We start from the raw sequence: 25,301 nt of genomic DNA on the forward strand, positions 1-25,301 counted from the left end.
AGGCGGCCGCTATGGAGGTTTTCGCCACCGCTCTTCCTGCGCTTGGAGAGGCGTGGGGTCTGATCCTGCAACCCATCGTTCTGGGATACCTAATATTGGGTGTTGTCATGGGGCTGGCCGTAGGGGTTTTTCCTGGCCTCGGTGGAATAGCCGGTCTTTCCCTGTTGCTGCCATTCATGTTCGGCATGGACCCGATCCTGGGGCTGGCGCTGATGATCGGAATGGTCGCGGTAGTGCCCACTTCGGACACGTTCGCATCTGTTTTGATGGGTATTCCCGGCAGCTCTGCTTCGCAGGCCACGGTGCTGGACGGGTTCCCCATGGCGAAAAAGGGCGAGGCTGCGCGGGCCTTGTCAGCAGCCTTTTCGTCTTCGTTGTTTGGCGGGCTCGTTGGCGCGACCTTCCTGACCATGTTCATTCTGATCGCGCGACCAATCGTGCTGGCCTTTGGCCTGCCCGAGATGCTGATGATCACCATTCTCGGCCTGTCGATGGTTGCTATTCTGGCGGGGCGCATTCCGCTGAAAGGCGTCGCCGCTGCGGGTTTGGGCCTGATGGTCGGCACCATCGGTGAGGCCGATGCGGGCGGGTCGCTGCGGATGGCGACTTACGACATTCCTTATCTGACAGACGGTCTGAAACTGGTCATCGTGGGCTTGGGTATTTTTGCCGTCCCCGAAATAGTCTCCTTACTGCGACAGGATCGATCTATCGCCAAGGGGGCCTCGCTGGGGGCTGGATGGTTGGATGGTGTAAAGGATTGGGCTGCGAATATCTGGCTGTCGGTCCGGTGTTCGATCATCGGTGTGGTTGTCGGTGTCATCCCCGGCCTCGGAGGTTCGGTCGTCGACTGGATCGCCTATGGACACTCGGTGCAAACCACCAAGGACAAGAGCAACTTTGGCAAGGGCGAAGTGCGCGGGGTCATTGGCCCGGAAAGCTCGAACAACGCGAAAGAGGGTGGTGGGCTTGTTCCTACTCTGCTGTTTGGTATTCCCGGTTCGGGATCGATGGCGATTTTCATCGGTGCAGTTGCATTGTTGGGGTCTGGCGACATTGAGGTTGGCCCGAGCATGCTCAAGGACAATCTCAACATTACCTATTCCATCGTCTGGCTGTTGGCGTTGGCCAACGTCGTTGGAACCATTCTGTGTATCGCCGCTTCGGGCGGTATCGCCAAACTGACAACCATCCGCTTCACCTATCTGGCGCCGTTCCTGTTCATGCTGATCAGCTTTGCGGCCTTTCAGTCTGGTCAGAATTTCGAAGATCTTCTGGCCTTGTTTGTCATCGGTCTGATTGGCATCTTCCTGCGCCGTTTCGACTGGTCGCGCCCGGCTTTCCTGATCGGTTTTGTCCTGTCAAACCCGGTTGAGAAGTTCACCAATCAGGCGTTCCAGATCGCCTCTTTCCGGTTCCGCAAAAGCTTTGGTGAGGGGATGGAGTACGTGTTCAGCCCAATCGTCATCGTGCTGATCGTGGTTACGGTTGTTTCGATCATTCTAGGTATTCGACAAGCCAAGATGATCATGGCCGAGGGTGAGGTTCAAGCAGGCACCAAACGTGCGCCGCTTATCTTCCTGCTGGTGATCATGGCCTATCTGATCGTCGCTTTGGTGAACGCCAATATGATCCCCGACTACAACATGACCGACAAGATCATCCCGCTGGTGATCGGCAGCGTGTCTTTGTTCTGTTGCGTTGTATTGCTGATCCAGATGATGCGGCGGCCCGAGGGTGATCCAATCTTTGCAGACAAAGAGATCGCCGGCGAGGACGCGAGCGCGCCTCACGGCCTCTGGTCTACGTTGGCATGGTTCGCCAGTCTGATCGCGGCCACGTGGGTTGTGGGTTTCATCCTCGCCTTGCTTGGGTTCCTGATCGCCTTCTTTCGCATTCGTTCCGGGGCGGACTGGCGGTTAACTCTGATCCTGACCGCCTGCGGCATTGGCTTCATGTGCTTCATGGCAGGTGCTCTGAACCGGGATTTCCCGCCGGGTCTACTGCAAGACATGGTCAGCTTGCCTTGGCCACTGAAGTAAGCGGTCCAATGATGCCCGGTCTGATGAACAGCAGGCCGGACAGGGCTGAATTCAAAAAAAGTCTCACACGGTTTGTAAAGGACGGTTCGCTATGACCCAGACAGCAATCCCGTATATTTTCATGCGTGGCGGCACTTCGCGGGGGCCTTATTTCCGCCGCTCTGATCTGCCCGAAGATCGGGACAGGTTGGCCGACGTTCTGGTCGCGGCCCTTGGGGCAGGGCAATCAATCAACATCGACGGGATCGGTGGGGGCACAGCGGTGACCACAAAGGTTGCAATGCTGTCTGTCAGCGACGATGACTGGGCCGATATCGACTATTTCTTCGCGCAGGTTTCGGTTGAAGAGAAGTTTGTCGATTTCAAACCCACCTGCGGCAACATCCTGTCCGGCGTCGCTCCGGCTGCGATCGAAATGGGTTTGTTCCAGCCACAAGGTGATGTGACGGAGGTTTACATTCGCGCAGTCAACACGGGTGCCCGTGTTGTAGCCAAAGTGCAGACGCCGGGGGGAAAGCTGGTCTATGAAGGCGATGCAGAAATCGCCGGGGTACCCGGGCAATCAGCGCCGATACAACTTAGTTTCATGGGAGTTGTAGGATCAGCCACTGGTGCATTTTTGCCCACCGGAAACCTGCGCGATACAGTGCAGGGGATCGAGTTGACCTGTATGGATGTCGCCATGCCGATGGCCATCGCGCGGGCCTCAGATTTCGGCCTGACAGGGTATGAACGCGCTGATGAGTTGGATGCCAACCGCGGTTTCTTTGACCGGATGGAGGCGGTTCGGATCGAAGCCGGAAAATTGATGGGCATGGGGGACGTGTCAAAATCAGTGACACCCAAATTTGGCCTCGTCGCGCCTGCCAAGGAAGGTGGAACCCTAGCAATTCGTTATTTCATGCCGTGGAAGACGCATCCGACCATGGCCGTTACCGGCGCGCAATGTATGGCGTCTTGCGCTTTGACACCCGGAACAGTCGCCGACGGTCTGTTGGATCGACCCAAGGCAAGCCCGGCTGATGTTGTGCTGGAACATGCCTCGGGCAAGATCGACGTGTTGGTGGACTTCTCAAATGACCAGGAGTTCAAAGTCAACTCAGCAGGTCTGGTGCGGACCGCGCGGAAGTTGGCGGATGGACATGTCTATGTGCCGGAATCTGTGTGGAACGGCAGTTGAAATGGGGGTCTTAATTAAGTATACTACGGTATACATAATAAGGATGCCGCGATGGATGACTATTCTGAATGCCTTGATATTGCGCGTCAGGAACTCAGGTTGGCGCAGGCGGCCCTAAGACGGGACATGGCGGAATACCCAACACCGATCGCCGGATGCGATGAGCAGTTCAATCATTTACTTGATCAAAGCGAACGCGTTCGAAATGCGCTTGCCGCACTCGACGCGCAGCATTTTGTGCCGACACCAAGAAAGCTGACAACAGGGCAGAGTATAGAAAGCCGATGAAGGTTCACATTCTGGATGATTGGTTTGATACGCTGCAGGGTCTGCCCTGTTTTGGGAAGCTTTCCAAACATGACGTGAAGGTCTGGACCGATCATGTCGAAGACACCGACGAACTGGCCGCGCGCTTGCATCAGGCTCAGGCGCTGGTTCTGTTTCGCGAACGCACCAAAATCAGTCGCGCCTTGATTGAAAAACTGCCCAACCTGAAACTTATCAGCCAGCGCAGCGTGTACCCCCATGTCGATGTGCAGGCATGCTCGGACCACGGCGTACTGCTGTGTTCGAACATGCATGGCGGGACGCCCTCATATGCCGCTGCCGAACTCACCTGGGCGCTGATCATGGCCGGGATGCGCGACTTACCTGCACAGATAGCCTCGGCCAAGGCGGGGCATTGGCAGGCCGGAGTAGGCAAAACACTGAGGGGGCGGCAGCTGGGCCTTTATGGCTATGGCCGTATTGCCCGCGCCGTCGCTGGTTATGCCGAGGCGTTCGGTATGAACGTCGTCTGGTGGTCTTCGGACGAAGGACGGGCACGGGCACAAGCAGATGGAGTACAGGTCGCGCCCGACCGCGACGCGTTCTTTGCCAACAGTGACGTCGTCTCGATCCATGTGCGCCTGAAACCAGACACGCATGGGATAGTCACGGCGTCAGATTTCGCGCAGATGCAAGCAGACGCGCTGTTTGTGAATACATCCCGTGCAGGGCTAATTGTTCCCGGTGCGTTGCTTGACGCGTTAAACGCGGGTCGTCCTGGCAAGGCCGCAATTGATGTCTTTGATACAGAGCCCCTTACAGATCCGAATGATCCGTTGCTGTCGCATCCCAACCTGATCGCAACCCCGCATATCGGTTTCGTCACCGAAGATGAGTTCGACCTGCAATTTGCCGACATCTTCGATCAGGTGAACGCCTATGCCGAGAAAGCTCCGATTCACATGATCAATCCCGAGATTTGGACCAACGCAAGATAAGATTGGCCGCGATGGGCGCGCCGATGATGACCAGAACGATCCGCGTCAGGTGGTGGGTGATCACAAAGCCAAGATCTGCCCCGGAAACGATGGCTAGAACCGTCATTTCAGCCTGTCCGCCGGGTGCGAAAGCAAGAAATGCCTCGACCGGCTGACCGAAGCCCAGTGTAGTGACGACAGCAGTAAAGGCGGCCGCAAGTATGGCTAGCACGACGACATAGGCAAAGCCTGCTGCCACAACCCTGCGCAATTCAACCCATGTGACGCCAACAAATTTTACACCGATCCCGCAGCCGATAAAGAACTGCGCCGCAAGGATGGCCTCGCGCGGCGGGCGAGTATGAATGAAGCCCCCCAGAGACAGCGCCGCAGTCAGTATCATTGGTCCCAGTATGGACGCGCCGAACAGGCCGATCCGTTCGCCGCCTTTCCAGCCGACAAAGGCCGCCAGAACCATAAGCGCCAGTTCACGCAAGGGCAGGTCGCGGGCGGGCTCTCCGATTGGGTTGGTGAGTTGTGCGTCGTAAAACACGGTTAAAAACAAAGGGGCCAGCGTCACGATGATCAGCACACGCGTACCATGGATCAGGGATAGGGTACGCGGGTTTGCCCCGGCTTCGGAACCGAAGATGATCATGTCCTGCAATCCACCGGGCATAGCCGCGTAGAAAGCGGTTGTGGTGTCAAAGCCCCAGACTTTTCGAAAGAATGGCACCCCAACCAGCGCGATCAAAAGGATGAAGAACGGGATCAGCGCGATCGATGCTGCCATCTTTGGCAATTCAACAAACAGGGCCGGTGTAATAGACGCCCCAACCGCCACACCCAATATTGTGCGAGCCGCGACTGAGACCTGACCGAAACCCGCCATGGGGGCATGAGCCAAGGCAGCAATCAGACAAGCGCTCATTGGGCCGAATAGAAAGGGCAAAGGCAAGCTCAATGCCCAGAATACTCCCGTTCCCAATACTGCAAGGCCGAGTGTTACGGCCCGTCTTAACAACAGAGAAGATGTCTTTAACTGGTCGGACAAGGGAAGAATTCCGGCGTTGTTGACTCACAATGTATCCATTTGTATACATCAGGACACACAATGACAAGAGAACCAGCAATGACAATTCAGGACGACCCTTTCCAGCCCGGTCCGCAAGGAAATTCCGCGTATAAGCGTTTGCTGGAAGAAATTCGCGAAGGCACGCTTTTGCCCGGCGAACGCCTGCGCGAGGTCGAGTTGTCCGAACGGTTAGGCGTCAGCCGTACCCCCGTGCGTGAGGCGATACGGCAGCTTGAGGCCGACGGCCTTGTTACCCATGTTCCCCGGCAGGGCGCGACCGTTCGAAGTCTGGATTACGCCGAGATCATGGAGCTTTATGAAATGCGCGCGGTGTTGGAAGGTACCGCAGCCCGGCTGGCAGCTCGCGCGGCGTCAGAAGTCGAGCTGGATGAGCTGGACGTGCTGACAGACCGGCTGGCCGAAGCGGGCACCGGTACAGATACGGCACGGATTAACAGAGTTTTTCACGCCACTTTGCTTGACGCGGCCAAGAACCGGTTTTTGACGAAATCCATGCTGTCGCTTCAAAAGGCGCTGTTGATCCTTGGGCCATCGCAACTGCTGGATGGTGACAGGGCTGAGGCGGCAGTGGCCGAGCATCGACGCATCATGATCGCGTTGAAGGCCCGTGATGGTGCTGCGGCCGAGACGGAAATGCGTGCGCATATTCAGGCGGCGCAACGGATGCGGATACGTGCGTTGCAGGAACGAGACCGCACAATTAACGAAAGCCAGTAGGTAGTCAGGACATGCCTCCCCAAAATGAAGCTTACGATATCGCTGTGATTGGCGGCGGCAATGCTGCCCTCTGTGCCGCGATGACCGCTGCCGAGGCAGGCGCCCGAGTTCTGATCCTTGAAACGGCACCAAAACCGTATCGAGGAGGAAACTCTCGCCACACGCGTAATTTCCGCTGCATGCACAGATCTCCTCTTGGTCCACTTATAGAAGAATACAGCGAAGACGAATATCTCTCGGATTTGATGAAAGTCACCGGCGGAAAGACCGATGAGCATCTGGCCCGGCTGGCAATCCGTTCTTCAGAAGAGTGCCTAACGTGGATGAAGGAACATGGGGTTCGCTTTCAGCCATCATTGTCAGGAACGCTGTCTTTGGCACGGACCAACGCATTCTTCATGGGGGGTGGCAAGTCGTTGGTGAATGCCTATTACCGCACGGCGGCTGGTCTGGGCGTTGATGTGCTTTATGAGGCTGCGGTTACGCATCTGGAACTGAGCGGTGACCAAATCGAGTGGGTCGATTACACCTTTGAAGGCCAGTCGCATCGCATCACACCCAAAGCAGTGATTGTCGCCTCGGGCGGGTTTCAGGCCGATACCGATTGGCTTACGCGTGCCTGGGGAGAGCCAGCAAAGAACTTTTTGATCCGGGGAACGCCCTATAACCGGGGTGTAGTGTTGGCAGACCTTCTGGATCAAGGCGTCGAGAGCGTTGGAGATCCGACTCAATGTCACGCCGTTGCCATCGACGGACGCGCGCCGAAATTCGATGGCGGGATTGTCACTCGTCTTGATTGCGTTCCGTTTTCCATCGTTGTGAACAAAGATGCCGAACGGTTTTATGACGAGGGTGAGGACGTCTGGCCTAAGCGCTATGCGATCTGGGGACGACTTGTAGCAGCCCAACCGGATCAGGTGGGCTATGTGATTATCGATGCCAAATCGCTGAATTTGTTTATGCCGTCAGTGTTCCCGCCGTATAAGGCGGATACGTTGGAAGAATTGGCCGGGATGATGGACCTGCCAGCCGACAAGCTGACCGGGACTGTCAGCAAATTCAACGCAGCTTGTGGTGACACAACGGGCTTTCACCCAACTGAATTGGACGGTGTTACAACCTCTGGCCTGACACCGCCCAAGACCAACTGGGCCCGCCCGATCACCGAGCCACCGTTCTATGGTTATTCGCTGCGCACCGGCGTGACCTTCACCTATCTGGGGTTCAAGGTAGACGATACCGCTCAGTGTTCGACCCCTGACGGAAAGATCAAAAACCTTTGGGCCGCCGGAGAAACCATGGCCGGGTCGATCCTTGGACAGGGTTATCTGGCGGGCTTTGGCATGACCATAGGCACCGTTTTTGGACGCATCGCAGGACGTGAGGCCGCCGCTTATGCAAACTGAACTGATTCATGAGGCCCGTCGTCAGGCCGAAATTTGCAACGCCTGCCGGTATTGCGAAGGCTATTGCTCGGTTTTTCCTTCTTTGCATGCCGAACGCGCGTTTTCCGATGGGGATATCACGCAGTTGGCTAACCTGTGCCACAACTGCCGGGGTTGCTATTACGCTTGTCAGTACACAGCTCCGCATGAGTTCGACCTGAACCTGCCCAAAGCTTTGGCTGAAGTGCGGCGGAACAGCTGGGAATGCTTCGCCTGGCCGCAACCTCTAGCGCGTCGGTTCCACACCCATGGTGGCACCATAGCCCTGGCGCTTGTAATTGGATTTGCCCTGCTGTTCTTGGCCATTCGCGCCATTGGATCGAGCGGAGGCGAGGGGTTCTATGCCGTCCTGTCGCATAATGCGATGGTCGCGATCTTTGCGCCTGCCTTCCTGCTGCCGCTCTTTAGTTTAGCCATAAGCCTAAGGCGCTATTGGGTCGAAGTCGGCGGCAAACCTGTTCAAATTGCGGACGTGACAGCTTCTTTCAAGCGCGCAGGAAAGATGCAGGATCTTGCTGCTGGGCACGCAGAGGGCTGCAATTTTGAGGACGAAGACCGCTTCAGCCAAGCGCGGCGACACCTTCACCAAGCTATAATGTACGGCTTCCTGTTGTGCTTTGCGTCAACTTCAATCGCAACAGTGATGCACTACGGCTTTGGCATGCATGCGCCCTATGGGTTCTGGTCATTGCCTAAACTGTTTGGGATTTCCGGTGGTGTTTTGCTGACAGTGGGGTGTGGCGCTATGGTGTATCTCAAACAAAAATCCGACCGCGATCTCGGTGACCCTATGGCGTGGGGAGGGGATATCGCCTTTACCCTTTTGCTTGGATTTGTTGGGTTGAGTGGACTTGGTCTTTACGCCCTCGGTTCAACAGCCATGATGCCAGCGCTGCTTGCCATCCATCTTGGATCGGTCCTGACGTTCTTTGTTTTGATGCCGTATACCAAGATGGCGCACGGTTTCTATCGGCTTGCAGCTCTTATCAGGGATGCGCAAAGGAAAAGAGATTTGATGTCAGCCGGTTAAAAACCAGTCTCTGCCGGGCGCAGGGAGGGCCGTTTCGCATCATTGGTCCGAAAGTATCGTAGCCAAGGGACATAATGCCGGAGAGACAGGAATTCGAACCCTGGGTGGGCTTGCACTCACAACAGTTTGCTATTCCGATTTCGACATCAAACGGAAGTCCTTGGATCAATACAACAAGGGCTTTGTGACGGCAAAAATAGTCAAGCACGGCGCTGAGGGCAGTCATTCGCGGCCATTGCATACGGCTCTCAATTTTATAGATAAAGCAGGTAAACAGGCTATTGCGAATTTGAGAAAACAGCGAGTAATTTGCCACTGACCGGTGAAGGCGAACATTGGGGCGCACAGAATACGGTTGTATCCGTTGAAGCATCGCAGATGGCAGTTGGCGTTCAAATGTGACGGGCGACGGAGTAAGCACTCTACCGCCCGTTACGCGGTCACGACCTCAGTCCAACGCAAGCTCTGTGATTTCGCGGCGGAATGGCAAGTCGTCACCAATATCTTTACCGTCAAGCTCACGCGCATAGCGGTGGCCGGCATAGGTTGCCCAGGCGATTGGGCCCGGTGCGTTGGCATCCCCAATCAACTTGACCGACTTGATACCTGCGTCCGCCCATTCGACCTCGCGGGCTTTCAGGTCATTGAAAACGGTGTTGTTTTCAAGACGTGACGCCACCACCACAACCGCATCCGCCTCGATCTTCCAGATTCGGTCGGTGTAGACGCAGTTCGAGACCACGTGATCCGGGTGGATTTCAGTGACACCCTGGTTGAGGACGATTTCGACACCTGCATCCACCAGCCGCGGGTGGATTGCTATTTGCTCAAGCGTGTTGTTCGTCCAGTCACTGACATAAGCCGACGGAGTGATCAGTGTCACCTGCGCACCGTTTTTGGCCAGAAGTTCGGCTAGAACGCCGCCCATGTAATAGTGGTCATCGTCATACACCACCACGCGGCCCGATGGGATTGTGCCATCCATCAGATCGTCCGGTGTATAGACCTTGGCGCCTTCGACAATCGGCATTGGCACGACGTGCTGACGCGAGACCCCGTCCTTGCGCCATGTGGATCCCGTGGCAATGCAGACATTTTCAAAACCGAACTCCAGAATGCTCTCGGCACCCAACTCGCTTTCGCGATAGATTTCCACGTTCGGACGTTGGCCAAGTTGATAGTCGCGATAGTCCACGACACGGCCCCAGGCCGCCAGCCCCGGAAGCAGACGTTCGCGGGCCACGCGACCGCCGATCACATCACGTGCCTCGGCCACGGCGACGTCATACCCCCGGCGACAAAGAGCCCATGCAGCCTCAAGCCCGGCGGGGCCAGAACCTACGACAAGCACGTTCGAGCTATCCCCCTTGTTGTTCATCTTCTCCGGGTGCCAGCCTTTGCGCCATTCTTCCATGAAGGTCGGGTTTTGGGTGCAGCGGCTGATTGACATAGTCATATCGCCAGTGATGCAGATGTTACACCCGATACACTCTCGGATGTCCTCGATCCGGCCCTCTTCGATCTTTTTCGGTAGAAACGGGTCTGCGATCGACGGTCGGGCGCAGCCGATGAAATCCAGAGTGCCAGACTTGATCATCTTGGCCATAACATCGGGCGAAGTGAACCGTCCGACCCCAACGATCGGTTTTTCGGTCAATTCATGAATGCCACGCACCAGTTGTTCCTGGGCAGCCTCTTCTTTGAACCGCGAAGGGCCAGAGCAATCCTCCCAAGTACCCTGCGCAAGATCCCAGAGGTCGGGCAGGTCTTTGTTCATTTCGATGTAGTCACGCACCTCGGCATTCGAGAAACCCAGATCGCCAATGGTCTCGTCCAACGACACCCGAAGCGTGATCGCCATCGTATCGCCCACGGCGTCGCGCATATCGGCAATAACCTCCTGGCTGAATCGGGCGCGGTTTTCCAGTGAGCCACCATATTCGTCGCTGCGCTGGTTGGTTGCCCTGCTGAGGAAGTGTTGGAAGATACCAAACCCATGCGCGCCATACAGGCAGATCAGGTCGAAACCTGCTTCTTTCGAGCGTTTTGCGGCATTCACGAACCACCGGCGCAAATCCTTGATGTCCTGCTTGTCCAATGCGCGCGCCTGCACCGGATCATTGGTAAAGGTCCGGATCGGCATGGCAGAAGGGGCCAGTGGCACCTCTTTGGTATAAAGGTTGGGACCGTTGATGCCTGAATAGGCAAGCTGAATGCCAGCCAGGGCACCATGGGTTTTCATGCGCTCGGACATCTTGCGCAATTGGGGGATGTCTTTGTCTTCCCAAAGGCGCAGCTCGATAAATGGGGTGATTTCAGATGTATGGTGCATTTCGCACTGTTCGGTGAAGATCACGCCCCAGCCACCCTCAGCCTTGATGCCTCGCATCGCAGCCGCCGCCGATGGGTCGCGATATCCACCACCGTTGCAGTGAGGCACCTGATAGAACCGGTTCTTGGCTGTTAGAGGACCGATTTTCGTCGGTTCAAACAGGATGTCATAGCGTGGATCGCGCATAGCTGGCTCCTTATGGATGGCTAAGATGATGAAGGGGCCGTGTCGCCCCAAAAGCGGGATTACAGACCAGCGGCGACTTCGGTGATGGCGTCTCGCAGGATGGTTTCGATACGGTCAATCATCGGCTCGTCCATGATCAGCGTCGGAGACAAGATGAGAACGTTGCCGAGCTGACGAGCAATCAGACCGCGTTTCTGACAAGCGCGTGCGACTTTCAGACCAACTTGCGCCTCTGCCGGATGGCCTTCCTTTGTGTCGCGATCCTTGACGAATTCGACCCCCATCATGAAATGGCTGCCACGCACTTCGCCGACCATTTCGATATCGGTCAGGCCGCGCAGGTTGTTTTCAAACTGCTTCCCGGTTGTCTGCACGCGCTTAGGAATTTCTTCACGCTCCATAATTGCGATATTGGTCAGACCCGCTGCCGCAGCAGCTGGATGGCCCGAATAGGTCATGCCGTGCAGGAACATACCGTCGGGGCCTGAGATGACCTCGTGAATATCGTCAGAAACGATCGTAGCAGACAGCGGCTGATAGCCTGAGGTCAGACCTTTGGCCGTGGTGATGACGTCGGGCACCATGTCAAACACGTCTTCTGATGCAAAGAAATGCCCAAGGCGCCCAAAGGCGGTAACGACCTCATCAGCAACGTATTTGATGTCGTTGGCTTGACAGACCTGCCACGCGCGCTTGTGGTAACCAGCTGGCGCGGTCACGACACCACCCGCGCCTTGGATCGGTTCGGCGATGAAAGCACAGATGTTCTCGGCACCAATACGCTCAATGCTTTGCGTCAGATCGTCGATCAGCGCGTCGAGGAACTCGGCCTCGGTCATATCACCGCCTTCGCGCCAGTAATGGGGCGAGCGCAGATGGTGCACCAATTCACTTGCCGCGTGCCAGCCTTCGGAATAACCGGGCGTGGTCATCGCCATCGCCAGATGGGTCGAGCCGTGATAGGCCCCGTGCCTTGACAGAACCAGTTTCTTTTCCGGCTTCCCTTTGCGGATATTGTAGTGATGCAGCATCCGAATGGCACTGTCATTGGCGACGGAACCGGAATTGCCAAAATACACGGCATTCAAATGACCCGGTGCAAGTTGCGCAATCTTATCAGCCAGTGCTGCCGCTGCCGGGTGCGTGAAATTGTAAAAGGTCGAATAATAGTCCAGCGTTTTCAGCTGATTGGAAATCGCCTCAACCATTTCATCATTGCCGTGGCCGATATTGACACACCACAACCCGCCGATGCCGTCGATCAGTTCATTGCCATCGCTGTCGTAAACATATGCGCCCTTTGCGCGCGAGATCACGGTGCGCGCGCCTTGTTGCTTAAGTGCGTTTAGATCAGCGAAGGACTGAATCAGGTGTTCGTCCTGTGCAAGAATGTCGAGTGTATCTTTGGCCATGATCAACCCCTTTGTTTTCGCGATGCAATTTCGCTGATCCGGTGAGGCTTGTTAGAAACCACGAACGTGTTGGCGATTGCATACCACCTATATTCATTTCAAAGGTTACTTTCGCTCATTTGAGGGGTATATACCCCCAGGGGGGTATTCGAAATGTCAACTGTTGAAGCACCAGACGCTCTATCAGCCGCTATAATGGCAATAGGATCAGAAGGGTTCGGCGATGCGCTCTACAGGTGGCTGGATGCAACCTGTTCCTTCGACAACTTCGCAATCATCGCATTTTTTCGGCGCAGTAGCCCGATGGTACTAATGACCCATGCCCGCGACAGCCGCGTTTTTGAACGGATCGACAGCCACTATGTCAAAGGCGCTTATCTGTTGGATCCGTTTTATGGCCTGCATCAAAGCCGCGCGGCGGACGGTCTTTACAGATTGACCGAAGTTGCCCCAGATCAGTTTCAACGGAACGAGTACTTTAAATCCTATTACACAAACACGACGCTGACGGACGAGCTGGCCTTTTACGCCGGTCTCAACCCCATGAGTTCGATCACTGTTTGTCTCGGCAGGGACGCAACCACCGCGTCGCGTTTTTCCAGCAAGGATTTTGCCATCGCAAAAAATGTCGCGCCGATCGTCAATGCGCTGGTGAGAAGGAATTGGCCCGATCTGGAGCCCTCGAATGAAAAAAAGCCGGAAGATATCGTCGCGCAACTGCGTCAGCGTTTGTCTGTTGAACAAGATATCGGTTTAAGTCCGAGGCAGGCGCAGGTGGCGTTGTTAATCCTGCAGGGTCATTCATCGATTTCCATTGGCCTGACACTGGGTATCAGCCCTCAGACCGTCAAGGTTTTGCGTAAGCAACTCTACCGGAAATGTCATATCTCTTCGCAGGGTGAACTATATTATCTGATCGCGCCGTATCTGTCGGAAAGCGGACAACCGGCTGGGAAACAGGGGCAATTCCCGACGGGTTAGTCAAAGCCTAATTAAGAGTAAGTTAGACAGTAATTTCGTCTGTTCCCAACTTGTGAAACCTTTACCCGGAAACGTGCAAAACGTGCTGGAATGGCACAGGAAACGGAACGCCAAAGCGGCCCTTGTTCGGTGTTGGCCGATGCGATGGCTCCGCTCTGATGTCTTCTGTTTTGAATGTGCAAGGTCTTCGGCCGGTTGTGGTCGTTCGTCCATCCAGGCAGCGCAAGATGCACGCGCACAACGACCTTTTCAGGTCAATTCGAGACGCAGTAATAGGGAACCGACACATGTCCATTGAGAAAACGGATACGCTGGTTGTTGGCGGCGGGCAGGCGGGTATCGCGCTAAGCGAGCACCTTGGAAACAACGATGTGCCCCATATCATTCTGGAAAAGAACCGAACTGCCGAGGCGTGGCGCACCGGCCGTTGGGATGCATTGGTTGCGAATGGACCATGCTGGCATGACCGTTTTCCCAGCCTCCAGTTCAACGGGGATGACCCGGATGCGTTTGTGCCAAAGGACCGTGTCGCCGAATACCTGGTAGAATACGCAGAAATGGTGAACGCCCCAATCCGCGAGGGTGTTGAGGCGCTGAACGCTGAACGGTTGCCCGGCGAAGGTGGGTTCCGTGTTGAGACGACCGCCGGTGAAATCCATGCCAAGCGCATTGTCGCCGCAACAGGCGCTTTCCAGCACCCGGTTATTCCGCCCATTGTGCCGGAAACGGCTGGCGTCGAGCAATTTCATTCCTTTTACTACAAAAACCCCGAGCAACTGCCCGAAGGGGCGGTGATGGTTGTGGGCGCCGGCTCGTCCGGTGCTCAGATTGCGGATGAGTTAAATCGCGCCGGTCGCAAGGTGTTCCTGTCTGTTGGTCCTCATGACCGCCCCCCGCGTCGCTATCGTAGCCGCGATAATGTTTGGTGGCTGGGCGTTCTGGGACTCTGGGATATGGCTGCACAGAAACCAGGTACTGAACACGTCACGATCTCGGTCAGCGGCGCGAATGGCGGCCACACGATGGATTTCCGCCGCTTGGGAAATGAAGGGGTGACCCTTACCGGGATGACCAAAAGCTTCGAGAACGGTATTCTCAGCTTTGCCGATGATCTCCAAGGCAACGTCGCTGCGGGCGATGCCAACTACCTTGAAATGCTGGACATGGCGGACGCCTATATCGCTCGTACTGGTATTGATTTGCCCGAAGAGCCAGAGGCACGAGAGCGGTTTGCTGATCCCGATAGCCTAACCAATCCTCTGACTTCAGTCGATTTTGCTAAGGAAGGCATCACGACAATTATCTGGGCGACAGGCTTCCGTCAGGATTTCAGTTGGATCAAGGCCGACGCATTTGACGCCAAAGGCGCACCGATCCATCAGCGAGGCGTTTCTGTCGAGCCCGACATCTATTTTCTGGGCCTGCCATGGCAATCGCGACGCGGTTCAACCTTCATTTGGGGTGTCTGGCACGACGCGAAATACATCGCCGATCAGATCGCTATTCAACGCGCTTATGCCGAATACGACGGCGAAGCTGCGATCATCGCCCCCGCCGCGGCGGAATAAGTAGTCAGGACTTCGAAATGGCCCATACACGCATTCGCAAATTCAACACCAAAGAAACCTATCCTGAGCAAAACCTGGACAACGATCTGTGTCAGGCCGTTGTGACACAGGGCGGCAAAACGGTTTACTTGCGCGGTCAGTGCCCGCAAAATCTGGATGATGCGGTAAATATCGACAGTCATGATCCGGTCGAACAGACCCACAAAGTGATGCAGAACATCAAACAGTTGATCGAAGAGGCCGGCGGCTCGATGGAGCATCTGGTCAAGGTGGTCGTCTACATCACCGATGTGCGCCACCGTGAGGCTGTTTACCGCACTATGGGCGAGTACATCAAAGGTGTTCATCCTGTTTCGACAGGGCTGGTCGTTCAGGCACTGGCGCGTCCCGACTGGTTGGTTGAAATCGACGGAACCGCCGTTATTCCCGATTGATCCACCAGATCAACCACCTTAGCCGGACCGCGCCACCTGTTCTCCTCCAAACAGGCGCGGTCCGGACTTTCTATTTTCAGGAGATCCGAATGACTTTTTCACTGGTCGCCCGCTGCGCTGAAACCGGTATGTTCGGTTTGGCGATTTCGTCATCGTCACCCGCCGTGGCTGCGCGCTGTTCTTTTGTGCGGGCAGGTGTTGGCGCGGTTGCATCGCAGAACGTTACAGACCCAAGCCTCGGTCCGTTGACGCTGGACCTGATGGAGCAGGGCAAGACAGCACCTCAAGCAATCGAGGCCATGACCGCAAAGGCAAAATTCATCGAATACCGGCAGGTTCTGGCGGTGGATACCGCCGGGCGCACGGCGATCCATTCCGGTCCCAACAGCCTTGGTATCTGGACGCAAGCACAGGCTGAAAATGTTGCCTCGGGCGGCAACCTTTTGGCCAATGACGGGGTCCCGCAGGCCATCGTCGATGGCTTTCTGTCGGCCTCGGGCCATATCGGCGACCGTCTGATCGCCGCCATGCGCGCCGGATTGGCCGCAGGGGGCGAGGCTGGCCCGGTGCATTCCGCAGGCATGAAGATTGTCGACAAAGTCAGTTGGCCCGTCGCCGATCTTCGCTGTGACTGGACCGAGGATTGCCCCATTGAGGCCATCGCGACCGCCTGGGACATCTATAAGCCGCAACTTGACGCCTATGTCCAGCGTGCGCTCGACCCGCGCGAGGCACCGTCTTATGGCGTCCCCGGCGACGAATAATCAGGGAGAAACAAAATGTTGGACAATACCCACGCGGATTGGAAAAGCCTCGCCGCCGGTCTGTCGTTCCGGGATCAAGCCTTTATCGACGGTAAATTCACCGATGCCGTGTCAGGCAAGACTTTTGACAGTATAAACCCGGCCACAGGTGCGGTTCTGACACCGGTCGCCGAATGTGACGAAGAAGACGTCAATCGTGCCGTTTCCGCAGGTCGTGTTGCCTTTGAGGATGGCCGCTGGTCGCGTATGGCTCCGGGTGACCGTAAGGCGGTGATGCTGAAGCTGGCTGACTTGATCCGAGAAAATCTGGAGGAGATGGCGCTGCTGGACAGCCTTGATATGGGCAAGCTGGTAACTGATGCGGCGACTATCGACGCGCCGGGCTCGGCTCATTTCTTTCAGTGGTACGCCGAGGCCATCGACAAGGTCTATGATGAAGTGGCCCCAACCGGCCCTGGCGATGTGGCGTTGGTCAGTCGCGTGCCGCTGGGCGTTGTTGGTGCCGTGACCCCTTGGAACTTTCCGCTGGACATGGCGACTTGGAAAGCCGCGGCAGCGCTGGCTGCGGGAAACTCGGTTGTGCTAAAACCCGCAGAACAATCGCCCCTGTCAGCACTTCGCCTGGCAGAGCTGGCGGCTGAAGCCGGTGTTCCGGATGGTGTATTCAACGTTGTTCCCGGTTTTGGGGTGACTGCGGGCAGGGCACTTGGCCTGCATATGGATGTCGACTGCCTGGCCTTCACTGGTTCTACCGCAATTGGTAAAATGTTCATGCAATATTCGGGCCAGTCGAACCTGAAACAGGTCTGGCCGGAAACGGGCGGTAAAAGCCCCAATCTGGTCTTCGCCGACTGCGATGATCTGGAAGCCGCCGCGGACATGGCTGCCTTTGGCATCTTTTTCAATCAGGGCGAAGTGTGTTCGGCCAACTCTCGGCTTTATGTGGAGCGCTCGATCAAGGATGCGTTTGTTGAAAAGCTGATAGCCCGCGCGCAAGCAATGCAGCCTGGCGACCCGCTAGACCCGGCATCGAAGATGGGAGCGATCGTCGATGAGAAGCAAACACAAGGCATCATGCGCGTTGTGGACGAAGGTAAGAACACGGCCAATCTGGTGACAGGGGGTGAACGTGTCACCGTGGACGGTAAAGGTTGTTTTGTTCAACCGACCATCTTTGACGACGTGACCCATGACAACCCATTGGCTCGGGATGAGATTTTCGGCCCCGTCTTGTCGGTGATCCCGTTTGACACAGAAGAGCAGGCGGTCACGATGGCAAATGACTCGATCTATGGGTTGGCCGCGTCAGTCTGGACTGACAACCTGTCTCGCGCTTGTCGGGTGTCTGACAAGCTGATGGCGGGAACCGTCTCGGTCAACACGGTGGATGCATTGTCAGCCATGACACCATTCGGAGGCATGAAACAGTCAGGTTTTGGACGCGATTTGTCATTGCACTCACTTGAAAAGTATACTGCTTTGAAGACCACGTGGATCAAGTATAAGGCTTAATCCACGGCCAAGCGGAGATGTACCATTGCCTTTCAGATACACGCTGCGACAGCTTGAGTATTTTGTTGCAGTCGGGAAGGCGGGCAGTATCGCTGCGGCCAGCGACAAGCTGAACGTGTCGTCGCCGTCGATTTCGGCGGCGATAACTCAGCTTGAGGTCGAATTCGGCGTTACGTTGTTTGTGCGCGAACATGCGCGCGGTCTGTCGCTGACGAAGGCGGGACACAAGATCATGGAACGAACCGAGTTCGTTCTGCGTGAAGCCGAACTGCTGGCCACGCTTGCTGGGGAAATCACGGGTAAGGTTCAGGGCATTCTGTCCGTAGGGTGTCTTGTGACATTCGCTCAGATCGTCTTGCCGGGCTTGCGGCGCGAATTCGAGGACAGCTACCCTAATGTATATATTGAACAACGTGAATTGAATCAGGCTGACATCTTCAGCCAATTGCGCCGGGCCGAGCTGGACATTGCACTGACATACGATCTGGACATTCCCACTGATCTTGAATTCCAACCTCTGCACGCGCTCCCGCCCTATGTGGTTTTGGGAGAAGACCATCCCTTGGCGAAGCAGGTCGAATTAACGATTCCAGACCTGCAGGACAGCCCGATGGTTCTGTTGGACCTTCCATTCAGCGGTGAGTACTTCTTGTCGTTTTTCCGCGAGGCCAACATAAAGCCCAATATCGCGGAACGCACCGCAGATATGTCGGTGATGCGTTCACTGGTTGCCAACGGATTCGGCTTTTCCATTGCAAATATTCGCCCCTTGAACAGCTTGTCACCGGACGGAAAGAAACTGATTTTTGTGCCTTTGGCTGGAGAGGTGCGCCCCATGCGCCTTGGTCTGCTGCGCGCCCGGGCCGAGAATGAAACAAACACTCTGAAAACCTTTGTCGATCATTGTGCGCACGCCGTGAAATCGGGAACCCTCCCGGGTTTGTGCATTCCAGAGAACGAGTGATCGCAGGTCCTTAGAATTCTCCTAACCTCTGCTTCGTCATTCCCAGATTTAAGTATTCTGCCTGTCGTATAGGCTAATCTACAATCCCGAACGCAGAGGGGATCAAACCGGTCGGCAATCCGAAAAGCAGGTTCAAGTCGCATGACGTCTACACTGGGTATTCTCGATAAACTGGTTGGCTTCGATACTGTCAGCAAGAACTCGAACCTCGAACTTGCCGCTTATGTCGAAGAGTTTCTAGAGGCGCGCGGCTTTGCGGTTCATCGCATCACCGATCCCGGCGGCGACAAAACTGGGCTCTACGCGGAAAAAGGCCCTGACGGTGACGGAGTTCTGCTGTCTGCGCACACGGATGTTGTCCCAGTCGAAGGCCAAAGCTGGACCAAAGACCCGTTTTGCCTGACGCAAGAAGGTAACCGTGTTTACGGTCGTGGCACCACAGATATGAAGGGTTATGTGGCGTCGGTTATGGCTTTGGCAGACCGGACTGCCGGGGTTGACCTGCGAGAACCGCTTAAGATCGCGTTGTCCTATGACGAAGAGGTGGGATGCGTCGGTATTCAACACATGCTGGATCGGCTCGCCCCAATGCTGGGTCAGCCCCGCGCGTGTTTCGTCGGCGAACCGACAGAAATGCAGGTCGCTATCGGGCACAAAGGCAAAGCTGCGCTGCGCGCTGTTTGCCACGGTCAAAGCGGGCATTCCGCGCTGGCCCCTAAATTTGTCAATGCACTGCATCTTGCAACCGATTTTGTCGCCGAGTTGCGTGCGCTACAAGACGTTTACGCCAAGAGTGGTAACAGCGACCCGGCTTACTCGGTGCCCTATACGACCTTCCACGTGGGTATACTGTCGGGCGGCAGAGCCCTGAATATTGTGCCCGACCGCGCTGAGTTGACCTTTGAATACCGTCATCTTGCTTTGGATCATGGCAAGGATATTCTGTCACAGATCCAAGACGCAGCGGTCAGGGTAGGGGCCCGGTATCAGGCCCTATGTTCGGAGGCGCGCATTGAGGTCGAACAGTATAACGCCTATCCCGGACTGGATGTTGTCGAGACCGAGGGTGTCATCGCTTACGCCCAGAAACTTGCGCAAAGTAACGCAACCACCAAAGTCGCCTTTGGCACCGAGGCTGGGTTTTTCAGCGAGTTGGGGATTCCAACTGTTGTCTGCGGGCCGGGTTCCATGGAACGTCAGGGACACAAGCCGGATGAATACCTTGAAATCGAGCAGCTGAACGCGTGCGACGTGATGATGGATCGCATCCTCGAAGACATCAGCCGCTAAACAACAGCCAGTTAATGAAACCGAAAAAGCCCCCGGAAAAAACGGGGGCTTTCGCGTCAGGAATAGGGCCTGAATTACTTCTTCAAGTTGGTCCAGATTTGGTCATAGACCGCCTGGGTTTCCTCATCACATACTTCGATGAACACGCCCGAGCCTGCATTGGCATGAGGGTTCTTTTCGGGTTGTTCAGCCAGCTTCGGGTCTAGGAATTCACCCACACCGTTCACACCGGCGTTGTACTGCGCAAAATTGGACACTGCTGCGATATTCTCGGGCTCCAGCAGAAAATCCATGAATATCAGCGCGTTCTCGCGGTTGGGGGCGTCTTTTAGCAGAACGACATTGTCCATCCAGGCGATGTAACCTTGTGTCGGAAAGGCGTATTCCACATTGGCGCCTTCCTCGCGCGCCTTGGCAGAGAACCCGTCATAGATCTGGCCTACGGCTGCGTCACCGGAAACCAGAACCTCCTTCGCGGTATCCGAATTGAACGACGCCCAGTGCTGCTTAGCTTCTTGCAGCATGGCATTCAGCGCTTTCAACTGCTCGCGGTCAGTGGAACATTGCGGGATACCCATATGCAACGCGGCCATGGCCATCACTTCGCCCTGGCTGTCCAACATGTTGATACGACCTTGCAGCTCAGCTGGCGGATTGAACAGAATATCGGTGGTTTGAATATCGCCGTCAAACGCATCACGGCTGACTGCAAAACTGGTCGAGCCCCACTGATACGGGATCGAGGACTGCCGACCGGGATCAAAACCGGGATCGGCCCATTCCTCGGCGATGTTGCCCTTGTTCTTCAATTCACCGTCGGCGATTGTGTCCAACATGCCTTCGCCTGCCATAATCGACACCATGTAATCGCCGGGAACCGATACGTCATAGGTCCCGATACCACCGGCCTTGAGCGAGGCCAGCATCGCCTCGTTCGAGTCGTAGGTGTCCATGGTGACATTGATGCCGGTTTCTTCGGTGAACTTGTCCAGCAGCTCTTGCGGGATGTACTCAAACCAATGGTACAGAACCAGTTCACCATCGGCGGCGGCAGCGTTCGCGCCGATAGCCAAAGCAATGGCAGCAACGCCGCTTCTCATCATATGTTTCATGTGTCTCTCCATCTGTTGGTTATTTTGTGTTGTCAGACTTGCTGACGAAATAGCTGATCGTGACCATGAGAATGGACACACTCAGCAACATGGTCGAAATCGCCATGATATTCGGTTTGATCCCTTGTTTGACCGAGCCAAAGATCGCCGTTGGCAAAGTCTCGACCCCGGCACCTTTCACAAAGTTGGTGATGATGAAGTCATCCAGGCTGACGATGAAGGCCAGCAGAAAACCTGATATGATGCCGGGCATCATTAGCGGGAGGAGGATCTTAGTGAATGCTTGCCGTTTAGTAGCATAGAGATCCAGTGCGGCCTGCTCATAACTGTCCTCGATCCCCTGCATACGGGCCGAGATCGGCAGATAGGCAAACGGAATACAAAAGGCGATATGGGCAAGTAGGATGGTAAGTAGCCCGCGTTCGAATCCGATCGAATTGAAGAAGATCAGGGTCGCGACGGCCAGAACGATCTCGGGCACCATCAGCGGCAGGCTGATCAACCCAAAGGACAATGTGCGAAAGCGGAACTTGCCACCTCGAACCATGCCAGTTGCGGCCAACGTTGCAATTGCGGTTGCCGTGGTTGAGGCAATGATCGCAATGATAAAGCTGTTCCTGGCAGCCGTCTTGAACTTACCGCTTTCAGGCCCGGTGAAAACATCCGCATACCAACGGAGCGAAACGCCTTCCCAGTTGGTCAGTGATTGGGACGCGTTGAAGCTGTAGATCGTGACCACAACCAGCGGCGCATAGAGAATGACCAGACACAGCAGGGTGATCCCCTTGAAGCCAGTGTAAGACTTGATGTCGAATTGCTTGCTTGCCATTGGTCAGCCCCCCGCCTTGTCGGCTTTGGCCTGCTGGCGGGCCGAGAACATCAGGATGATCAAAACCATTGTCAGCAGGATCATCGACGCGGCCGCGCCAAACGGCCAGTTGCCGGCGTTGCCTTTGAACTGCTCCTCAATCAGCGAGCCGATCATAAAGTTTTTGGCGCCACCCAGAAGGTCGGGTGCAAGAAACGACCCCATCGACGGAACAAACACCAAAATACAACCCGCAAATACGCCTGGTTTGACCGCAGGAAGCAGCACGCGGCGCAGTGTGGTCCATTTCGACGCGTATAGGTCGGCCGCGGCTTCGGACAGGGCAAAGTTGTACCGCTCTACCGCTGCATAGATCGGCAACACCATGAAGGGCAGGTATGAATAGAACAGGCCGAGCTGCACCGCAAAATTGGTGTTAACGATATGCAGGGGGCTGTCGATCAGGCCGATATTCATCAGAAAGTCGTTCAACGGCCCCTGATCGCGCAGAAGGAATTTCATCGACACAGTCCTGATCAACAGGTTCACCCAATAGGGGATGGTAATCAGGAACACCCAAACCGGACGCATGCTTTCGGATCGGGTGGCGATGAAATAGGCCGTTGGAAAGCCAATAACGAGGCTGAGCAATGTAGCAGCACCTGCCTGCCAAATCGAGCGCCAGAAAATCGTGATATAGGTCCATTCTATCTTAGGGGGGTCGTCACCGAACAATCCTCGATCAAAGAAGAACTGATCATAAGCCGCCAGCGAGAATTCCCAAATGACGCCGCCCCGGAACTCTTTTGTCAGGAAAGAGTAGATCAGCATCATGATGACCGGCGCCAGAACCAGAATGGCCAGTGTCACCCATGCGGGCAGCAGAAGCCATGTTCGCGCCTCTTTATAGGTATCTGTCGTTGCGCTGCCGCCGCTTGCCGCACCCGCCGCCATTAGTCGACCAGGAGGCGACCAGCCCCCAGCTCCATGTTGACATACATTTCGGTGCCCGGCTCAAAAATCCGCTTGTTGCCGCGGTCTGAGTTTGAGGTGCGTACGACAAAATCTGGGCCATCCTGCAAATCCACGATGGTTGTGATATCTGTGCCGACAAAGATGTTTTCCTTGATCCGCCCTTTCAGGCTTTCGGTTTCGGCAGGGCTGTCCGACATAAACAACCGTTCTGGCCGGATTGACATGTGAACCTTGGAGCCGACGCCAACCCCCTCAACCGAGTTACAGGTCAACTCATGCCCGCCGCCAAGGTGGCAGGTCGCACGGCCATTCGAGATATCGTCAACGGAAACCTCCAATAGGTTGGTCTCGCCAATAAAATCGGCCACAAACATGTTGTGCGGACGCTCGTAAATGTCCGTCGGAGACCCCAGTTGCTGCAGCTCGCCAGCGGACATAACCGCGATGCGATCGGACATGGTCAACGCTTCTTCTTGGTCGTGGGTCACGAAGATAAAGGTGATCCCGGTTTCACGTTGCAGATGCTTCAGCTCAAGCTGCATTGCTTTGCGGAGCTTCAAATCCAGTGCAGACAGGGGTTCGTCTAACAACAAAACCTTGGGCTGAGGCGCCAGGGCACGTGCCAGCGCAACACGCTGTTGCTGGCCACCTGACAACTGGCTGGGCTTGCGGGCCGAGAATTGAGAGAGCTGTACCAATTCCAGCATCTCACCCGCTTTCTTACGCGCTTCGGATTTCGAGGCCCCACGCATTTCCAAGCCGAATGCAACATTGTCCAAAATGGTCATATGCGGAAACAAAGCATAGTTTTGGAAAACTGTGTTCACCGGGCGCTTGTTGGGAGGCAGGTTCTCGATTTCATCTCCGTATAGGTAGATCGCACCTTCGGTTACGGCCTCGAACCCGGCGATCATTCTGAGGAGAGTTGTCTTGCCGCAGCCAGACGGACCCAGAAGGGTAAAGAACTCATTGTCCATGATCGACAGCGAGATCTTTTTGAGCGCCGTAAAATCGCCATAACGTTTTACCGCGTCCCGCACGTCAATCGCGGTATTTTCTTTGCCAGACAATTGCGCCTCCCCTGAGCATCGCGAAATTCCATTCAGGTATATACGGGCTGCGTTGCCGTCCTAAGAATTGACTTCCTCACTAAACATTAGGATTTGCCTAATCATTTCTATTATCGCTTATAAATCAATGCGCTATCGTGGTTCAGCAGCTTTTCAGCAAAAAGAAAAGCTCAGTGAACATATGTGAAGTGTCGCATTTTTTCCTGCGGTGATCTCGTCAAAAATGGGAGCAACCGCTATTTAACGCGAGAGATTTTCAGTGTCCTAAATTTCAGAACTTTTGTTTTCCACCTTCAATTTCGCGTCTGATGGCTGAAAGTAGTTTGTCTGATTGGTGCGTAACCTGCGGCTTGGGGCAGAGCGTTTCACGCACCTAAACGTAGTTTTATGAACTGTCTGGCAAATTAGCTTTCAGAACATTTCTGGCGGTTGCCAAGGTTCCCTTAACTAATATTGGTCGGGAAGGGGAGTTCAATAAGTAACGCCCGCCATGCGCCTTCGATCACACCGGTCTACGCGCCCAGACGTATTGGTGACATCGCAAAGTTCTGTGCGGATGTCAGCGCTCTTAAACTAGCCACGGGATGGGAGCCAGTTCACAGCGAGCTTGACAGGATTTTGGTGTCTATATCGGATCCTTCGTAAAGAGAGACAACTCAGACCGCTCTACGCGAGGCATGTCTTACTGCAGCGGTCACAAACGAATTACCACAGGCCGTTACTACCTGAGATACCTGACACAGGAAAAAGTCGCTCAGGTTAAGGCAGAACAGCGACAACGGCTTTCGCTGAAGCCTTTAACCCCGCAACATTCAAAAGGGATCCCGCAGACGCAGGATCCCTATTTCGTTTGCCTGATTGCAGCTTGGAAGGGTGTCAATGTGTCATAGTCTGCGCTAAAGGGCCGTAATTGGCATAGCCGGAAGTCCTAAAATGGGGCGCAGTAGGACACCAATGGCCGTACCTGTCGACTAGGGCAGAAAGCACACTACACCCTGAATTTCTATTACTAGCTTTCAATTTCAAGAAGATAGTGGCGGAGAGACAGGGATTCGAACCCTGGGTGGGCTTGCACCCACAACGGTTTTCGAGACCGCCCCGTTCGACCACTCCGGCACCTCTCCGCGGGGGTCTGTGAG

Annotated in this window: 21 protein-coding genes and 1 tRNA gene; 14 read left to right on the top strand and 8 right to left on the bottom strand. The window is 55.4% G+C overall.

The window, feature by feature from the left end; genetic code table 11:
- The first annotated feature begins 11 nt into the window (after positions 1-11).
- The 4 genes from ACR0B8_RS04725 (at position 12) to ACR0B8_RS04740 (ending at position 4,487) form a co-directional block, all read left to right on the top strand.
- Complete coding sequence (locus ACR0B8_RS04725; protein WP_480657638.1) at positions 12-2,042, top strand: tripartite tricarboxylate transporter permease; 2,031 nt, start codon at positions 12-14, stop codon at positions 2,040-2,042.
- Positions 2,043-2,133: 91 nt separating this feature from the next.
- Positions 2,134-3,222 (top strand): 4-oxalomesaconate tautomerase, encoded by a 1,089-nt coding sequence (locus tag ACR0B8_RS04730; protein ID WP_226688466.1) that lies wholly within the window; start codon positions 2,134-2,136, stop codon positions 3,220-3,222.
- Positions 3,223-3,273: 51 nt separating this feature from the next.
- Positions 3,274-3,510, top strand: coding sequence for a hypothetical protein (locus ACR0B8_RS04735; RefSeq protein ID WP_226688465.1), 237 nt, complete (start codon positions 3,274-3,276; stop codon positions 3,508-3,510).
- Complete coding sequence (locus tag ACR0B8_RS04740; RefSeq protein ID WP_170358427.1) at positions 3,507-4,487, top strand: D-2-hydroxyacid dehydrogenase family protein; 981 nt, start codon at positions 3,507-3,509, stop codon at positions 4,485-4,487. Before ACR0B8_RS04735 ends, ACR0B8_RS04740 begins: the two co-directional genes overlap by 4 nt.
- On the opposite strand, the gene ACR0B8_RS04745 is transcribed toward ACR0B8_RS04740, so the two are convergent.
- The gene (locus tag ACR0B8_RS04745) at positions 4,456-5,430 is read right to left on the bottom strand and encodes an AbrB family transcriptional regulator (protein ID WP_226688464.1); all 975 of its coding nucleotides are present in this window, start codon (positions 5,428-5,430) and stop codon (positions 4,456-4,458) included. The two genes, ACR0B8_RS04740 and ACR0B8_RS04745, sit on opposite strands and share 32 nt — an antisense overlap.
- A gap of 168 nt (positions 5,431-5,598) precedes the next feature.
- Here ACR0B8_RS04745 and ACR0B8_RS04750 point away from each other — a divergent pair, with 168 nt between their 5' ends.
- From ACR0B8_RS04750 to tcuB, 3 genes are read left to right on the top strand one after another with little or no spacing between them, the layout of a single operon-like run.
- Entirely contained in the window at positions 5,599-6,279 is a 681-nt protein-coding gene (locus tag ACR0B8_RS04750; protein WP_226688463.1) for a GntR family transcriptional regulator, read from the top strand.
- Between the two features lie 11 nt (positions 6,280-6,290).
- On the top strand, positions 6,291-7,685 hold the full coding sequence (gene tcuA / locus ACR0B8_RS04755; protein WP_226688462.1) for an FAD-dependent tricarballylate dehydrogenase TcuA: 1,395 nt from the start codon (positions 6,291-6,293) through the stop codon (positions 7,683-7,685).
- On the top strand, positions 7,675-8,754 hold the full coding sequence (tcuB, locus tag ACR0B8_RS04760) for a tricarballylate utilization 4Fe-4S protein TcuB (RefSeq protein WP_226688461.1): 1,080 nt from the start codon (positions 7,675-7,677) through the stop codon (positions 8,752-8,754). Before tcuA ends, tcuB begins: the two co-directional genes overlap by 11 nt.
- A gap of 448 nt (positions 8,755-9,202) precedes the next feature.
- Here the strand turns inward: tcuB and ACR0B8_RS04765 are convergent, their stop codons facing one another.
- Positions 9,203-11,272: an oxidoreductase gene (locus ACR0B8_RS04765; RefSeq protein ID WP_480657634.1), complete on the bottom strand. Its 2,070-nt coding sequence runs from the start codon at positions 11,270-11,272 to the stop codon at positions 9,203-9,205.
- Positions 11,273-11,331: 59 nt separating this feature from the next.
- On the bottom strand, positions 11,332-12,684 hold the full coding sequence (locus ACR0B8_RS04770; RefSeq protein ID WP_226688459.1) for an aminotransferase class III-fold pyridoxal phosphate-dependent enzyme: 1,353 nt from the start codon (positions 12,682-12,684) through the stop codon (positions 11,332-11,334).
- Between the two features lie 153 nt (positions 12,685-12,837).
- On the opposite strand from ACR0B8_RS04770, the gene ACR0B8_RS04775 reads away from it, so the two are divergent.
- The 7 genes from ACR0B8_RS04775 to argE all read left to right on the top strand — a co-directional run bounded on the left by ACR0B8_RS04775 (position 12,838) and on the right by argE (position 20,197).
- A complete protein-coding gene (locus ACR0B8_RS04775) occupies positions 12,838-13,665 on the top strand; it encodes a helix-turn-helix transcriptional regulator (RefSeq protein WP_226688458.1) in 828 nt (275 codons plus the stop codon).
- A gap of 287 nt (positions 13,666-13,952) precedes the next feature.
- Positions 13,953-15,233, top strand: a complete 1,281-nt coding sequence (locus ACR0B8_RS04780) for a flavin-containing monooxygenase (protein ID WP_226688457.1) — start codon at positions 13,953-13,955, stop codon at positions 15,231-15,233.
- Between the two features lie 17 nt (positions 15,234-15,250).
- The gene (locus tag ACR0B8_RS04785; RefSeq protein WP_170330089.1) at positions 15,251-15,667 is read left to right on the top strand and encodes a RidA family protein; all 417 of its coding nucleotides are present in this window, start codon (positions 15,251-15,253) and stop codon (positions 15,665-15,667) included.
- Positions 15,668-15,756: 89 nt separating this feature from the next.
- Positions 15,757-16,431: a DUF1028 domain-containing protein gene (locus ACR0B8_RS04790; RefSeq protein ID WP_425080652.1), complete on the top strand. Its 675-nt coding sequence runs from the start codon at positions 15,757-15,759 to the stop codon at positions 16,429-16,431.
- A 15-nt stretch (positions 16,432-16,446) separates the two neighbouring features.
- A complete protein-coding gene (locus ACR0B8_RS04795; protein ID WP_170358441.1) occupies positions 16,447-17,943 on the top strand; it encodes an aldehyde dehydrogenase in 1,497 nt (498 codons plus the stop codon).
- Between the two features lie 25 nt (positions 17,944-17,968).
- The gene (locus ACR0B8_RS04800; protein ID WP_226688456.1) at positions 17,969-18,907 is read left to right on the top strand and encodes a LysR substrate-binding domain-containing protein; all 939 of its coding nucleotides are present in this window, start codon (positions 17,969-17,971) and stop codon (positions 18,905-18,907) included.
- Between the two features lie 141 nt (positions 18,908-19,048).
- Positions 19,049-20,197, top strand: coding sequence for an acetylornithine deacetylase (argE, locus tag ACR0B8_RS04805; protein ID WP_170577565.1), 1,149 nt, complete (start codon positions 19,049-19,051; stop codon positions 20,195-20,197).
- A 74-nt stretch (positions 20,198-20,271) separates the two neighbouring features.
- On the opposite strand, the gene ACR0B8_RS04810 is transcribed toward argE, so the two are convergent.
- The 5 genes from ACR0B8_RS04810 to ACR0B8_RS04830 all read right to left on the bottom strand — a co-directional run bounded on the left by ACR0B8_RS04810 (position 20,272) and on the right by ACR0B8_RS04830 (position 25,286).
- Complete coding sequence (locus ACR0B8_RS04810) at positions 20,272-21,309, bottom strand: extracellular solute-binding protein (RefSeq protein ID WP_170348687.1); 1,038 nt, start codon at positions 21,307-21,309, stop codon at positions 20,272-20,274.
- Positions 21,310-21,328: 19 nt separating this feature from the next.
- Positions 21,329-22,138: an ABC transporter permease gene (locus ACR0B8_RS04815; RefSeq protein WP_170348688.1), complete on the bottom strand. Its 810-nt coding sequence runs from the start codon at positions 22,136-22,138 to the stop codon at positions 21,329-21,331.
- A 3-nt stretch (positions 22,139-22,141) separates the two neighbouring features.
- Positions 22,142-23,071: an ABC transporter permease gene (locus ACR0B8_RS04820; RefSeq protein ID WP_170348689.1), complete on the bottom strand. Its 930-nt coding sequence runs from the start codon at positions 23,069-23,071 to the stop codon at positions 22,142-22,144.
- Positions 23,071-24,162 carry an ABC transporter ATP-binding protein gene (locus ACR0B8_RS04825; RefSeq protein ID WP_226688455.1) on the bottom strand — a complete coding sequence of 364 codons (1,092 nt, stop codon included), beginning with the start codon at positions 24,160-24,162 and terminating at the stop codon, positions 23,071-23,073. Before ACR0B8_RS04825 ends, ACR0B8_RS04820 begins: the two co-directional genes overlap by 1 nt.
- Before the next feature lie 1,034 nt (positions 24,163-25,196).
- Positions 25,197-25,286 (bottom strand) — tRNA-Ser (locus ACR0B8_RS04830).
- Positions 25,287-25,301 lie beyond the last annotated feature (15 nt).

The sequence above is a fragment of the Ruegeria sp. BH6 genome, from assembly GCF_056538105.1.